The organism is Streptomyces camponoticapitis (assembly GCF_014646115.1).
Lineage (GTDB): Bacteria > Actinomycetota > Actinomycetes > Streptomycetales > Streptomycetaceae > Streptomyces > Streptomyces camponoticapitis.
This window is the reverse complement of sequence record NZ_BMMV01000005.1, coordinates 24,235-36,048: the sequence shown is the minus strand read 5'-3', so window position 1 is coordinate 36,048 and position 11,814 is coordinate 24,235. Positions and strand designations below refer to the sequence as shown.

Sequence of the window (11,814 nt, the reverse complement as noted above, 5' to 3'; positions counted from 1 at the left end):
CCGCCGCAGACCTATCCGTATCGCCTTAAGGAAGTCGTCAATGCCGAGCAGGTTCGAGTTCGAGCGCGCGATCAGGCGCAGCGGACTGCCTCCCCTGTCGCGGCTCTTGGCGCTGACGATCGCAACGTGGGCTGACGCGGACACCGGCTCGATCGCTCACAGAAACCAGCCGGCCCAATCGGTGCTGCTGGAAGCCACGGGGATGTCGAAGTCCTCGTTCCTCACGCACCGCAAAAACCTCCTCGACGGCGGATGGGTTCGGTGCGACTCGCCCGACCCCATCAAGGCCCAGAAAGAGCATGCACAGAATGTCTATTTCATTCAGATTCCTGACGGTAAGGCTGGGTCGGGAGACGACCCAGCTAAGTCCGGCAAACGCCCCGGAAAGCGACACGAACCTAGGTCGGGAGACGACCTAGCCCTAGGTCGGGAGACGACCCAGCCAAAAGGGACAGAAACCGCTAAGTCCGGATCGAACCTAGGTCGCCTGCCGACCACAAGAGTTCTTCCTTCTCCTATCTCCTCCCTACCTACCGGCGAAGGCGAGCAGGCGAGCAGCGAAGAACGAACCCCACGGGCCTTCGACTACTGCCAGCCGCTCATCAAGGCCATGACCGAAGCCGGGATCTACGTCTCCTGGCAGATGACCGCCGACGACTGGCAAGCCGTAGCCCGAATCCTCGACCGCGCCGGAGTTGAGCAGATGGTCAAGTTCGCGGCTGGCACCAAAGCGCGCGAGCCCATCCGCTTCGCCAAGTTCTTCCTCAAGGCCGGCTGGGTCGGCCTGCCCCCGCGGAGCACTCGCCCGCAACCCGCCGCCGACAAGCCGCCGCACTGCGGCCACCCCGACTGCGACCCCATCACCCGCACCCGCGAAACCGAAGACGCCCGCGGCATCCGCAGCCTCAACCGCTGCCCCGAATGCCACCCCAACACGAAAGGCCGCGCCGCATGACCGAGCCCACATGGCTCCCCGACATCGACGACGGCGGCGAGACCAGCACCAGCCCGCACAACCGCGAAGCCGAAGAAGCCGCCCTCGGCTCAATGCTCCTCGACCGCCGCCGCATCGACCCCATCGCAGCGATCCTCACCGGCCCCACCGACTTCTACGTCCCACAGCACCAGACGATCTACCGCGCCATCACCGACCTGTACTCCCGCAGCCGAGACCCGAAGATCGACCCCATCACCGTTGCCGCCGAACTCCTCGCCACCGGCGAACTCGGCCGAGTTGGAGGAGCCGCCTACCTCCACCAGTTGTGCCACCAGGTCCCGTCCGCGTCCCACGCCGAGCACTACGCCGAGATCATCCGCGAGAGCGCCCAACTGCGGGCCGTCCTCGACGCCACCCGCCGCGCCACCTCCCGCGCCCTCGTCGCCGCATCCACCGCCGCCGAAATCCTCGACGCCGCCATGGCCGACCTTCAGGCCGCGGCAGCCGGAACCGCCTCCACCGAGGTGCGGCTCGCTGTTGCCGACCGGTGGATGGGCTTCATCGACGAACTCGAAGCCGGCGCCGACCCCAACGCCCTCGACACCCCCTGGCACGACCTCAACGACGTCGTCGAACTCAAGCCCGGCCAGCTCGTCACCGTCGGTGCCGCAACCGGCGGCGGCAAGTCGCTCCTCGGTATGAACCTGGCCGCGCACGTCGCCCTATCCCGCGGCCGGCCCGCCCTCGTAGCCAGCCTCGAAATGGGCGGCTCCGAACTCATGGCCCGCCTCACCGCCGCCGAAGCGGGAGTCGTCCTCGACAAACTCATCCGCCGCAAGCTCGACCAGGCCGACTGGGAGAAAGTCTTCAAGGCCGCGCCGAAGCTTCAGAACGCCCACAACTTCATCCTCGACGACTCCCCGAACCTCACCATCGGGAAGATCCGGGCCCGCATGCGGTGGATGGCATCCCAGGGCAACGCACCAGCGATCGTCGTTGCCGACTACCTCCAGCTCATGACCCCAGAGAACGCGAAGCCCAACGCGAACCGGGCCAACGAAGTCGCCGAACTCTCCCGCGGGCTGAAGCTCCTGGCGATGGAGTTCGAAATCCCCGTCGTCGCCCTCGCCCAGTTCAACCGCGGCGCCGCCGGCCGTCAGCCCGTCGTCACCGACTTCAAGGACTCGTCGGCGATCGAGCAGGACTCCAACGTCATTGTCCTCATGCACCGCCCCCTCAACGACGACGGCACCCCCGACGACAACCGGGCCGGCGAGATCGACCTCATCGTCGCGAAGAACCGCAACGGCGCCAACGGCCGCATCGTCCCGCTGATCTTTCAAGGCCACTACGCACGGCTCCGGTCCATGGGGCGGGAGCTGGGATGAGCATCCAGAACATCAGCAACGGCATGTCGATCGGGCAGATCATCGGCGACTACATGGAGCAGAGGCTCGCCCGGCAGAACCACATACCCGGCCAAGCGGGCGCCCTCGGTGGCGACATGACGATCGAAGCCCTGCCTACCTGGTACGCCGGCGTCACCTTCCGATCCGCCCTTGAAGCCGGATGGGCGGCCACGCTCGACAGCCTCAACATCGCCTGGCAGTACGAACCTGAGGCCATCAACCTGCCCTCCGGTTCGGTCTACCTCCCCGACTTCCGGCTGCCCGACCACGGCATGTGGCTCGAAGTCAAAGGCACCGGCGTCCCCCGCATCGAGAAGGCCGTCGAACTCGGCAAGACCCTGGCCTGCCGCTGCGAAGGCGACTGCACCTGCGACTGGCCCGGCGGGCAGCTCGTGCTCATCGGCCACCCGCCCAAGCCCTATGACTTGTTACGCGACAGCCGGTACGACGACTACCTCGACTGGGAGCGTCCGCGGCCTCGTGGCCGCAAGACGTGCCCCGTCTGGTCTTCGGCCCACGGCCGGCCGGCCTGGCTCACTCGCTGCCCCAGCTGCAACCGCGGCGGCTGGTTCACCGGGCCCTGGTGCCGCGCCTGCCGCCGCCGGCTCATTGGCGCTCACGCCTACCCGGCGGGGGCTGCCGAGATCGAGTTCATCACCATCTCCGGGCCGCCAGTGACCCCCAAGCCGATCGGCGAAGACACCGGCCAGCCCTGCGAATGCCCCCGCTGCCAGATCACCGCCTGACCAACCGCACCCCGACCCAACAGGAGAAACCCGACATGACCGATATCCCCGAAGCCACATGCCAGGCCGTCCGCTACGAGGTGTCGATCCTCCCCGAGGGCGACATCAACCGGCACGTCTTCAACATCGACGTCGAGTACCGCGGCGACGGCAAGTGGGCTGTCACCCGCAACGGCTGGTGCCTCGGTGCCGACGGCACGTGGGCCCACGGCGTCAAGCCCTACGACCGCGGCGACGACTGGCTCGCAGCGCACCGGTTCGACCTCGACACCGCGCTGCGTCTCGCCCGTGAACACGCCCCGCACGTCGTCGTCAACGGGATCACCGCGCTCGACGCGTACCGCCGCACCCACCCCACGACCTGACCCGCTGTGGATCCGGTTCTCGCCGGCCCGCGCGCCACACCACGAAGGAGCAGCACATGACCGACCTGACCATCCCGACGCGCAGACCCCGCGTCCTGGACCTGTACTGCCACCGCGGCGGCATGGCCATGGGCTACCACCAGGCCGGGTTCGACGTGACCGGCGTCGACATCGACCCCGACTGCGGCACCGAGTACCCGTTCGAGTTCGTTCACGGCGACGCGATCGAGTACCTGCTGGCCCACGGCCACGAGTACGACCTCATCCACGGGTCCCCGCCGTGTCAGGCGTGGTCGCCGCTGAACGCGTACAACCACAAGGTCTATCCGGAGCTGATCGGTCCGACCCGCGAGGCGATGCTCGCCGTCGGCAAGCCGTTCGTGATCGAGAACGTTGAGGCCGCGCGTCCGGAGATGGTCGATCCGATCATGCTGTGCGGCCCGATGTTTGACCTGCGCATGTACCGGCACCGGCTGATGGAGACGTCGTTCCCGCTGGTCGCGCCCGAGCATCCGGCGCACGTCGAGCTGTGCTCGCGGAACGGCTACCTGCCCACGCCGGAGCGGCCGTTCATGACGATCACCGGCGGCAAGCACAGCAAGGCGTGGCAGCGCGCCGCCGCCGCGGCCATGGGCACCCCGTGGATCACGACCATCCAGGGCGTGTGCGAAGCGATCCCGCCGGCCTACGCGCGGTGGATCGGCGAACAGTTCCTCGCCCGTGTGCCCGTCCCCGCCCCGTGACGCACAACGGCCCGTCCCCCTCGTCGCAACCGAGGGGGCCGGGCGCCCTGGCAGTCCACCACCTGACCCTGAGGAGATCAACATGCCCGACCAGCCCGAGCCCACGACCTTCCGGTACATCGACGCCGATGAGTTCTGCCTGTCCGCCCGCCTGATGCCCGACTTCGACACCGGCGGTGTGACCGACACCCTGTCCATCTCGATCGAGGGCGATGAGCCGCAGTCGGTGCACGTGCCTGTTGCCGACCTGCCGAAGATCCTCGCCGGGCTCGCTGGGGCGGCTGGCAAGCCCGTCGTCGACTGCCCGGCGTGCGAAGCCGGGATCGAGCACACCGCCCACTGCCCGACGCCGGAGACCCACAACGCCGGGTGCGGCTGCCCAAGCGACACTGCCGCGTCCGGGGACCAGCCCGACACCCGGCCCGCTTCGTGCGCCTGCGACGGCCAGACCCTGCTGCAGGTGCACACGCCGACCGGCTGCCACGACGAGGCCCCCGCCCGGCCTGTGCCCGACGCCGAGCGGCGCGAACGGTGGGACGCCGTCTGGCCCGACCCGTTCGGCACGCTCACTGCCGACCAGGCCGAGGCCGTCCAGGCCATGAAGGCCAAGCTGCGCGCCGTGGCGGACGAGGAGCAGCAGCGGGAGCGCGAGCGCCTGTTCATCCCGCTGCACCGCGCCGAGTCGGACAACGCCCGCCTGCGTGCCGAGCTGGAGCAGGCCCGCGCCACCACGCTCACCGAGGCCGCCGACGCGATCCAGGACATGGAGCGGCGGAACGCGTGGGATGTCCGCCCGATGACCTCGTCCCTGTACGCCGAGTTCCTGCGCGGCATGGCCGCCGCCGGGTCCGGTGGGCAGGCCGAGGACGGGGCGCAGCCCGACCTGTGCGCTGCCTGCGGCCACCTGCTCTGCGCCGAGCAGTCCCCGTGCGGCGCTTTCCTCCGCGCCTACGCGGACACGGAGAACCGCTGCCCCTGCACCGGCACGGCCGACGTGGACGGGGCGCAGCAGAAGTGACCGCCGACGCCCGTCCGCTCGCCTGCACCCGATGCGGCCAGCAGTGCGGCGTTGCCGAGGATGTCGAGTCCTGCATCGACTGGGGGCCAGCCGTCGTCGGGGACGACGGCATCGTGCGACCGCAGTACCCCGACGCGGAAGACGGCTACCAGGAGGTCTGGTCCGTGGTGCGACCGCTCAGGCGTCGTGCGTTCTGCGTCAACCCGGACTGCCGCCATCAGTGGACGCTGCGCCGCTACTTCGACCCAGTCCCGACCGCCTGACCGGGTGTGGCGCGCCCGACCCCACGGGGCGCGCCACACGCCCACCACAGCCCCCCGCGCACGCCCACCGGCACCCAGCCGCACCGAGACCGCCACAGACCCGCACAACGCCACGGAGGACCGATGACCACCAGCCCCGCCGACGAACTCCGCACCGCCGCCGAGCGGTTGCGGACCACCGCCACCGCCGTCCAGTCCGCCCCCGGCATCGACAACGCCTGGGCCGCCGACGGCACCACCGTCACGCAAGGCGCCTACCCGGACACCGGAGAACCGATCTACCCGGTTGCGGACGCCGCCAGCCCGCAGTGCGCCGCGCACATCGCCCTCATGGACCCCGCGCTCGGCCTGCTGGTTGCCGACTGGCTGGAGCGTGAAGCCGCCCGACGTCACGCCCTGGACGTCGGCCAGCCCATCCCCGACGGAGAGCCCGCCCTCGCGGTGGCCCGGCAGATCAACACCGGGGGCGGGTCATGACCGGCCCATCGTCGGCCCCGCGCCGCGAGCGCGGCGGAACACCCGGTGCCCGCTGGGAGACCGAACTCCGGTCCGTTGAGGTCGTGGTGGCCGACGACGACCCCGAGCCCCGCCCGAACCGGGCGACGCGACGGGCGGCGAAGCGCGCACAAGCTGGGCGCTCGGCTACCCGTCAAGCAGAACAGCCCCGAGAAGGCCACTCAGCGCCCGCCTAAGCGCCTCGGAGTGTTCTGGCGCCCCCCAGTCGCCCCGAGCCCGAGAACGTCAGCGAGGCGCACAGCCCCGCCGATCCGTGACACGTGACCGAAAGGAACCGGAATGACCGCCTTGGTCGGCTGGCTCGCCAACGCCCTCACCCGACTCGCCCACTGGCTCGGCACCCACGTCTACCTCTCCACCGGCTGCCTCCACGACGAGCACGCCTACTGCCAGGGCAAGACCGGCCTGGCCGGGGCGAAGACCCCCGCACAGTGCAAATTCTGCGCCGCCCGCTGCGTCTGCCCCTGCCACAACTGACCCACCGCACCCGCCCGACCCGCACCAAGGAGCCCGCCGTGAACCTGGACGAAGCCCCCGAGCCCCGCTGCACGATCTGCCCCGCCGCGCTGCACCCCGACGAGATCGGCCGCTACGCCTGCCACCGGTGCACCGAGCGCGTCGACCGGCAACTGCTCGAACTCGCCGGCCCGCGCGGGCTGTACGCCAAGCTCGGCACCCGCCTGGCCCCCGGTTCCGGTGGCGGCGGACCGGCGGTGTCCGGTTCCCGCAACGCGCCCGTCCCGGTGCGGCTCGACGTGCTCAACCTCATGACGGCCGGGGGCCCGGTCCTCGGCCCGCTGGAAACCTGGGTGCGGGACTGGGAAGCCCAAGGCCGGGCCGAGCTCGACGAGGCGGGGACGCTGCAGCAGCGGGTCAACCACGCGGTGTCGACCTTGAGATTCAACCTTGAATGGGCGGTCACGGCGCACCCCGCGTTCGACGAATTCGGCCGGGAAGTGAGCCTCATCCACCGCCAGGCGAGCGTCCACGTGGCGGGCGAGAGACCACCGCGCGCCGTCCCCGTGACCTGCCCCTGCGGCGCCGTCCTGCGCGTCACCCTCGATACGCCGGGGGCCCGCTGCTACGGGTGCCAGACCCAGTACGGGCACGCCGAGGTGCTGCGGCTGCCGGTCGCCGAACGGAGGGCAGCGGCAGCGTAGGTGCACCTACGTCTCGTCGGGCGGCAGCCGATTCGCGATGCGACTGGCCAACCTGTGCGCCGCAACGTGTCCGTCGCCGTCGCCCGACGCAAGGACCCGCAGCAGCAGTACAGCGGCTTGCGCCTCACGCAAGCTGATCAACGGCAGCCGGTCATCTGGCGAGTCCAGCAAGTCGTGCAGCCGTTCCTCGACTTCTGTGATCGGGGGCGCGTCCAGAACCGGCAGATGTGAGCCGTAAGCGCCTGTCACCCCCATGGAGTCGGCGATCTTCAGCAACGTTGAGACGTCATCGCGCTGCCTGTTCGTACCCAACGGTTCGCTCATGCCCCCTATAACGCCCTGACCGGCCAGCGGTCACACACCGAAGCCCCCGGGCCATCGCGGCTCGGGGGCTTCGGTGCGCTCACCGAGGGAATCGCACCAGCCAGTCGGGCAGTGGCTTCCCGTCGCCGCCGTAGTGCTGGAGCGCGTACTTGAAGCTCAGCATGTCGACGGCACGCACCGACCGCAGGTCGTCCGGTTTCTCCCGGCCGAGCTGGGCCAGCGCAGCTTGCCGCTGCTCCCGGTAGATCCGTGGCCGCTTCCGTTCGAACTGGAGCAGCAGCCGGCGGACTTGGTCGTCGTTGAGCTTGTCTGCCGCCGAGTACAGCCGGTCGAGTTCTCGCCGCCGCCCCTCGCGCCCACGCGCCAACTGGCCCGCACGAGCGGCAGCGAGTGCGGAGGAATGTTGCCCCTCGTCGTCTTGGTGATCCGTCTTTAGAGAACCCGTGTTGTTAGAGACCTCCTGGTTGGCCGACTTGCTGGAGGACCGGGTTACTGAACCTCCGGGGTCCTGAAGACCAGTAGCCCGGACATCGGCAACGCCGGGCAGGTCGGTGACCACCGTCTCGGTGCGCCACTGCTTGCGGTCGCCGACGCTTCCGTCGATCCGATGGCGGACATGGGTCAGCAGGCCCGCTTGCTCCAGCTCCTGCATGGCCTTACGCATGGCGTCGCGACCCTCCGCCTTACCGCCTGCCGATCGCGCCCTTTCCATCAGCTTCTCGAACGTCAGGTCGTACCCGTCGGGATAGCTGAGGAGCTCAAGCAGCAGCCCCTTGGCGCGCCAACTGAGCTTGTGGTTCTGGGCCGTCACATTGGCAATGGGGACCCACCCGTCGGGCGACATGCTGCGGATGACTCTCATGCGCTCACCGCGCCTTATCTGCGAAACGGCCGGGCAGCGAGGCCGCCCGGCCGTAGAGGTTCGTGGTGATCGGTTCAGCCCGTCTGTCCGTACTTGGCGCGCGCCGCCACGAGCTGCGCGTGCACCTCGTCGAGCCGGTCGCACTGCGCCCGCACCTGTGCGATCACCTGCGCGAACTGGTCCGGGTTCAGCGTCTCCATGACCTCGTCCTGCCACGGCTCCAGCGTCACGTGCGGCAGTCGGCGGTTCGGGTCCTCGCTGTACGGGTCGACGTTCAGGCGACCTGCCAGGACCGGCATCGCTACCGCGCCCAGGTCCGGATGGAACACCGGCATCGGCGTGCCGTCGAAGTACGCGCCGTGCTGGAGGTCATCCAGGGCGCCGTCGGTGTCGTTGCGGTGGTGGTCGGTGCAGTACGACGGACATGCCTCGATGATCTGACCGCCGCCGTCGATCGACCGCAGCCAGGAGCGTGGGGGCGTGGTGGAGGCGGAGGAGGGGGCCTGCGCGGTCGGGCGCTCAGGGGATACGATGGACATGTTGAGACCTCTTCCTTCGAGGGTTGCGGATCTCTGGATCAGCGGGTGCAACCGCTGGTTGAACTGGCCGGGCGTTGGCGCGCCCGGCCGTTCGTTTATTCGGCGTCGACCTGCCAGGAGCCCGGAGGATAGACGTCCTCCCAGACCTCTAGCGGTCCGTCTTCATCGTGGAAGACATTGACCACCACCAGTACGGAGGTCGCCGACTCGGGCGGCAGCTGGATCCCGAGGGCAGTCAGCTCGTCGTTGGAGATGAGTCGCGCAGTTCTCCGCTCAGGCGACCTGGTGATGTCGCGACCAGTTCGTTCCTTGTAGAGATCCTGCCACCAGCGCTCGGACGGCCCATCGCCCAGCATCTCTGGGACAGTGCCTAGAGCCCGGACGTGAATGAAGGAGCTGTCCACGGTGGACGGCGAACCCTCGCGGTGGTGAACCCGGCGTCTGATTACGACTTCTTCGTGTGGTTCCAGGTCAAGCAGTTTGGCGATGACCGGATCTGCGACCGACCTCAGCCCGCTCCAGTGATTACTGGTCGTTTCGCCTGGTGCGCGAAGGGCGCCTGTGCGTTCCCGGCGGCCCAGCCTTGCGGCGCCGGTGACGGCGACGTCTGATCGAGCAGCCACGAAGGTGCCGGTGGAATTGGCCTCCAGGAGGCCCTCTGTGGTCAGAGTCTTGAACGCCTGATCAATGGTTCCGGAAGCGGCACCGGTCTCCTCGGTGATCTTCCGCCTGGACGGTAGTTGATCTCCCGGGGAAAGCGTCCCGTCTTGGATGAGCCGCCGGTAGTGAGCGGCGATTTCCATCGCGGAACGCCGTCTGTTCGGCGGCGGCATGGGTCTCCTGTCGTGAGTTCGGGCGGGGGGCTTGCTTGTGTTCTAGATTAGCTCTAGATTGGTTTTCCGCAAGCCCCCCGCCGCAAGGCAAAAGGCCCCACCAGTGGTAGCGCACTGAGAGAGGCCGGGGCCCTCGACACCGGTGGTAGCGCACCGATGCCGAGGTAGCCAGCAACCTGACCGAACCAGGAGCTAGCCATGTCGAACCTTACCCGTGATCTAGAGCGCACAGGGGGCGCCCCAACCCCTGCCCCTACTCTCAGCCCGGCCGACGTCGCGGCCCACGCCGCCGCATCGTTCGTCCGCAACACTTCCGCCGGGGTCAACCGGTCGGCGGCCCGTGCGGAGATTTGCCGGGAGACGATCGAGCGTCTGTCCGCGATGGACGCCCGTGACCTGTCCGGCGCCCAGTTCGATCTGCTGGCGTCCGCCCGGGCCGAGCTGGACTCGCTGACTCCGGCGGTGGCGTCATGACCGCCACCCTGGTCGCGACCCCGGACCCGGACCGTCGCCCCCGCCCTGTGGCCTCCGGTCGCATCACCGCCGGGCGCCTGCGCCTCACCGTCATCCCGCAGCAGGAGTCGCCGAAGCGCCCGTCCGACCCGGCCGAGCTTCGCCGGTTCATCAAGCGGATGGGGTGGTGAGCGCCATGTCTGCTCCGACGCTGGCGCTGGTGGAGGAGATGCGCGGCGAGGGTCTCGCGGCCCGTGCCGCCGAGATCGCGTCGACCCCCGACCACCCGTCGACCGGTTCGGCCTGGATGTACCGGGCGATGGCCCGCATGGCATTCGAAGCAGCCGCCGAGAACGCCGAGCAGCCCGAGACGGGGTGGCAGCAGTGACCCCGCAGGAGATCCAGGCCGCCGCCGAGGCTGCCCTCGCCGAGCAGACCCGGCAGGCGCAGGAACGCGCCCGTGAAGCCCAGAAGGCCATCGAGAACGCCAAGTACGAGCGCGACTGCATCGTCACCGCCCGCCGCTGACCCCAAGACCGCAGCGCCCGTGGGGTGCCTCCAACCCCCGTAGCCCCCACGGGCGCTGCACCAAACCCCTTGATCACTACTCACAGATTGGCACCCCCATGTCTCTTTACCTGCTGTCGGACCTGCTCGACGCCCACGACGCCACCGAGACGGCCGTCCTTCGCTTCCGGACCCGCCTGGAGGTGGCACTGGGGACCGGTGACGAACTGGACGTGCGCCGGGTCCGGGCCGAGGCCGCCGTGTACGAGCTGCGCAACCCCGGCGTGCGGGTGCTCGACGAACTCGACGCCATCGCAGCGGCCTGATCCTCTCCGCCTCTGTCGCCGCCGGACTTCGGCTCGGCGCCGGCAGAGGGGACCGGAACAGCCGGAACCCAGACCAGAAGGGGAACCGATGTTCGGACGCGAGAAGACCGACAAAGAGTGCGCGCAGCAGGCCGTCGCCGTCGTCGTCGTCGCCGGAAAGGCCGGCTCCAAGGAAGTCATGGACAACACCATGACCACCGATGAGATCCAGCGGGCCGTCAGGTACCTCGAATCCGGCCAGACCATCCACGGCAAGTAGGGGAGCCCCGTGTTCGCCACCCTGTTCGTTCTGCTGAACGTCGACCTCCTGCCCGCCGCGGTGGTCCTGCTGTGGATCGCCGGAACGCACGCCTTCGTTGACCGCCGGTGGCCCGTCGCCCGGTGGATGAAGTTCGCCAGGCAGGCCGGGTGGGCGGAGCGAGGCGGTGCCGCGCACGTCGACCAAACCGCCCACGTCACAGCCCTGCTCGTCGCCGCACTGGCACTCGCCGCATAACTTCGAGAGGAGTCCGCACCGTGCACCCCTACCTGATCACCGCGAAGCCGGGTCGTATCCGGCGGTCGCTGACCGCCCTGCGGGTGTGGTCGGTGCGGCTCCTCGCCCTGGCCGTCATGACCGGGCTGGGCGCCGTGGTCCTCACCGTCCGCTGCGCCCGCCCCGTCATCAACTACCTCGCGACCAAGGCCATCTACCTGGAGCTGTGGGCCGCCCAACGCCTCGGGCGGCCCCCGGTGTCCGGCCTCGTCGGCGCCGGTCTCACTGACGAGTTCATCCGCGAATTTCACCGCGCACGCCAAACCACCAACGCCTGA

General features: G+C 69.2%; 22 protein-coding genes. 18 read left to right on the top strand and 4 right to left on the bottom strand.

Annotated features, from left to right (window positions below):
• Positions 1 to 40: 40 nt before the first annotated feature.
• The 10 genes from IEY79_RS09155 to IEY79_RS09110 all read left to right on the top strand — a co-directional run bounded on the left by IEY79_RS09155 (position 41) and on the right by IEY79_RS09110 (position 7,157).
• Positions 41 to 955, top strand: a complete 915-nt coding sequence (locus IEY79_RS09155; RefSeq protein ID WP_189106869.1) for a hypothetical protein — start codon at positions 41 to 43, stop codon at positions 953 to 955.
• Positions 952 to 2,325, top strand: coding sequence for a replicative DNA helicase (locus IEY79_RS09150; protein ID WP_189106868.1), 1,374 nt, complete (start codon positions 952 to 954; stop codon positions 2,323 to 2,325). The genes IEY79_RS09155 and IEY79_RS09150 overlap by 4 nt, the downstream gene beginning before the upstream one ends.
• The gene (locus IEY79_RS09145; RefSeq protein WP_189106867.1) at positions 2,322 to 3,092 is read left to right on the top strand and encodes a PDDEXK family nuclease; all 771 of its coding nucleotides are present in this window, start codon (positions 2,322 to 2,324) and stop codon (positions 3,090 to 3,092) included. The genes IEY79_RS09150 and IEY79_RS09145 overlap by 4 nt, the downstream gene beginning before the upstream one ends.
• A 35-nt stretch (positions 3,093 to 3,127) precedes the next feature.
• The gene (locus IEY79_RS09140) at positions 3,128 to 3,457 is read left to right on the top strand and encodes a response regulator (protein WP_189106866.1); all 330 of its coding nucleotides are present in this window, start codon (positions 3,128 to 3,130) and stop codon (positions 3,455 to 3,457) included.
• Between the two features lie 56 nt (positions 3,458 to 3,513).
• The gene (locus IEY79_RS09135) at positions 3,514 to 4,200 is read left to right on the top strand and encodes a DNA cytosine methyltransferase (RefSeq protein WP_189106865.1); all 687 of its coding nucleotides are present in this window, start codon (positions 3,514 to 3,516) and stop codon (positions 4,198 to 4,200) included.
• 82 nt (positions 4,201 to 4,282) lie between these two features.
• A complete protein-coding gene (locus IEY79_RS09130) occupies positions 4,283 to 5,218 on the top strand; it encodes a hypothetical protein (protein ID WP_189106864.1) in 936 nt (311 codons plus the stop codon).
• The gene (locus IEY79_RS09125; protein WP_189106863.1) at positions 5,215 to 5,481 is read left to right on the top strand and encodes a hypothetical protein; all 267 of its coding nucleotides are present in this window, start codon (positions 5,215 to 5,217) and stop codon (positions 5,479 to 5,481) included. Before IEY79_RS09130 ends, IEY79_RS09125 begins: the two co-directional genes overlap by 4 nt.
• Positions 5,482 to 5,604: 123 nt before the next feature.
• Positions 5,605 to 5,958, top strand: coding sequence for a hypothetical protein (locus IEY79_RS09120; RefSeq protein ID WP_189106862.1), 354 nt, complete (start codon positions 5,605 to 5,607; stop codon positions 5,956 to 5,958).
• A 318-nt stretch (positions 5,959 to 6,276) separates the two neighbouring features.
• Positions 6,277 to 6,474: a hypothetical protein gene (locus IEY79_RS09115; RefSeq protein WP_189106861.1), complete on the top strand. Its 198-nt coding sequence runs from the start codon at positions 6,277 to 6,279 to the stop codon at positions 6,472 to 6,474.
• 38 nt (positions 6,475 to 6,512) lie between these two features.
• On the top strand, positions 6,513 to 7,157 hold the full coding sequence (locus IEY79_RS09110) for a hypothetical protein (protein ID WP_189106860.1): 645 nt from the start codon (positions 6,513 to 6,515) through the stop codon (positions 7,155 to 7,157).
• A gap of 6 nt (positions 7,158 to 7,163) precedes the next feature.
• Here IEY79_RS09110 and IEY79_RS37280 read toward each other — a convergent pair whose 3' ends face one another.
• The 4 genes from IEY79_RS37280 to IEY79_RS09090 form a co-directional block, all read right to left on the bottom strand.
• Complete coding sequence (locus IEY79_RS37280; RefSeq protein ID WP_229700768.1) at positions 7,164 to 7,481, bottom strand: hypothetical protein; 318 nt, start codon at positions 7,479 to 7,481, stop codon at positions 7,164 to 7,166.
• A 79-nt stretch (positions 7,482 to 7,560) separates the two neighbouring features.
• Positions 7,561 to 8,343, bottom strand: coding sequence for a hypothetical protein (locus tag IEY79_RS09100; protein ID WP_189106859.1), 783 nt, complete (start codon positions 8,341 to 8,343; stop codon positions 7,561 to 7,563).
• A 74-nt stretch (positions 8,344 to 8,417) separates the two neighbouring features.
• Positions 8,418 to 8,882, bottom strand: coding sequence for a DUF6907 domain-containing protein (locus IEY79_RS09095; RefSeq protein WP_189106858.1), 465 nt, complete (start codon positions 8,880 to 8,882; stop codon positions 8,418 to 8,420).
• 95 nt (positions 8,883 to 8,977) lie between these two features.
• Positions 8,978 to 9,685: a GntR family transcriptional regulator gene (locus IEY79_RS09090; RefSeq protein ID WP_189106857.1), complete on the bottom strand. Its 708-nt coding sequence runs from the start codon at positions 9,683 to 9,685 to the stop codon at positions 8,978 to 8,980.
• A 228-nt stretch (positions 9,686 to 9,913) separates the two neighbouring features.
• On the opposite strand from IEY79_RS09090, the gene IEY79_RS09085 reads away from it, so the two are divergent.
• The 8 genes from IEY79_RS09085 to IEY79_RS09050 all read left to right on the top strand — a co-directional run bounded on the left by IEY79_RS09085 (position 9,914) and on the right by IEY79_RS09050 (position 11,814).
• Positions 9,914 to 10,189: a hypothetical protein gene (locus IEY79_RS09085; RefSeq protein WP_189106856.1), complete on the top strand. Its 276-nt coding sequence runs from the start codon at positions 9,914 to 9,916 to the stop codon at positions 10,187 to 10,189.
• Positions 10,186 to 10,359, top strand: coding sequence for a hypothetical protein (locus IEY79_RS09080; protein ID WP_189106855.1), 174 nt, complete (start codon positions 10,186 to 10,188; stop codon positions 10,357 to 10,359). The genes IEY79_RS09085 and IEY79_RS09080 overlap by 4 nt, the downstream gene beginning before the upstream one ends.
• A 5-nt stretch (positions 10,360 to 10,364) precedes the next feature.
• Entirely contained in the window at positions 10,365 to 10,556 is a 192-nt protein-coding gene (locus tag IEY79_RS09075; protein WP_189106854.1) for a hypothetical protein, read from the top strand.
• Complete coding sequence (locus IEY79_RS09070; RefSeq protein ID WP_189106853.1) at positions 10,544 to 10,696, top strand: hypothetical protein; 153 nt, start codon at positions 10,544 to 10,546, stop codon at positions 10,694 to 10,696. The genes IEY79_RS09075 and IEY79_RS09070 overlap by 13 nt, the downstream gene beginning before the upstream one ends.
• 98 nt (positions 10,697 to 10,794) lie before the next feature.
• The gene (locus IEY79_RS09065) at positions 10,795 to 11,001 is read left to right on the top strand and encodes a hypothetical protein (protein ID WP_189106852.1); all 207 of its coding nucleotides are present in this window, start codon (positions 10,795 to 10,797) and stop codon (positions 10,999 to 11,001) included.
• Between the two features lie 88 nt (positions 11,002 to 11,089).
• A complete protein-coding gene (locus IEY79_RS09060) occupies positions 11,090 to 11,260 on the top strand; it encodes a hypothetical protein (RefSeq protein WP_189106851.1) in 171 nt (56 codons plus the stop codon).
• Positions 11,261 to 11,269: 9 nt separating this feature from the next.
• A complete protein-coding gene (locus tag IEY79_RS09055; protein WP_189106850.1) occupies positions 11,270 to 11,497 on the top strand; it encodes a hypothetical protein in 228 nt (75 codons plus the stop codon).
• A gap of 20 nt (positions 11,498 to 11,517) precedes the next feature.
• Complete coding sequence (locus tag IEY79_RS09050; protein ID WP_189106849.1) at positions 11,518 to 11,814, top strand: hypothetical protein; 297 nt, start codon at positions 11,518 to 11,520, stop codon at positions 11,812 to 11,814.

Bases quoted from the DNA above. Each gene is read 5' to 3' on its own strand.
- IEY79_RS09155 (WP_189106869.1), top strand. From the start codon at position 41: ATGCCGAGCAGGTTCGAGTTCGAGCGCGCGATCAGGCGCAGCGGACTG.
- IEY79_RS09150 (WP_189106868.1), top strand. From the start codon at position 952: ATGACCGAGCCCACATGGCTCCCCGACATCGACGACGGCGGCGAGACC.
- IEY79_RS09145 (WP_189106867.1), top strand. From the start codon at position 2,322: ATGAGCATCCAGAACATCAGCAACGGCATGTCGATCGGGCAGATCATC.
- IEY79_RS09140 (WP_189106866.1), top strand. From the start codon at position 3,128: ATGACCGATATCCCCGAAGCCACATGCCAGGCCGTCCGCTACGAGGTG.
- IEY79_RS09135 (WP_189106865.1), top strand. From the start codon at position 3,514: ATGACCGACCTGACCATCCCGACGCGCAGACCCCGCGTCCTGGACCTG.
- IEY79_RS09130 (WP_189106864.1), top strand. From the start codon at position 4,283: ATGCCCGACCAGCCCGAGCCCACGACCTTCCGGTACATCGACGCCGAT.
- IEY79_RS09120 (WP_189106862.1), top strand. From the start codon at position 5,605: ATGACCACCAGCCCCGCCGACGAACTCCGCACCGCCGCCGAGCGGTTG.
- IEY79_RS09115 (WP_189106861.1), top strand. From the start codon at position 6,277: ATGACCGCCTTGGTCGGCTGGCTCGCCAACGCCCTCACCCGACTCGCC.
- IEY79_RS37280 (WP_229700768.1), bottom strand. From the start codon at position 7,481: ATGAGCGAACCGTTGGGTACGAACAGGCAGCGCGATGACGTCTCAACG.
- IEY79_RS09100 (WP_189106859.1), bottom strand. From the start codon at position 8,343: ATGAGAGTCATCCGCAGCATGTCGCCCGACGGGTGGGTCCCCATTGCC.
- IEY79_RS09095 (WP_189106858.1), bottom strand. From the start codon at position 8,882: ATGTCCATCGTATCCCCTGAGCGCCCGACCGCGCAGGCCCCCTCCTCC.
- IEY79_RS09090 (WP_189106857.1), bottom strand. From the start codon at position 9,685: ATGGAAATCGCCGCTCACTACCGGCGGCTCATCCAAGACGGGACGCTT.
- IEY79_RS09085 (WP_189106856.1), top strand. From the start codon at position 9,914: ATGTCGAACCTTACCCGTGATCTAGAGCGCACAGGGGGCGCCCCAACC.
- IEY79_RS09080 (WP_189106855.1), top strand. From the start codon at position 10,186: ATGACCGCCACCCTGGTCGCGACCCCGGACCCGGACCGTCGCCCCCGC.
- IEY79_RS09075 (WP_189106854.1), top strand. From the start codon at position 10,365: ATGTCTGCTCCGACGCTGGCGCTGGTGGAGGAGATGCGCGGCGAGGGT.
- IEY79_RS09065 (WP_189106852.1), top strand. From the start codon at position 10,795: ATGTCTCTTTACCTGCTGTCGGACCTGCTCGACGCCCACGACGCCACC.
- IEY79_RS09060 (WP_189106851.1), top strand. From the start codon at position 11,090: ATGTTCGGACGCGAGAAGACCGACAAAGAGTGCGCGCAGCAGGCCGTC.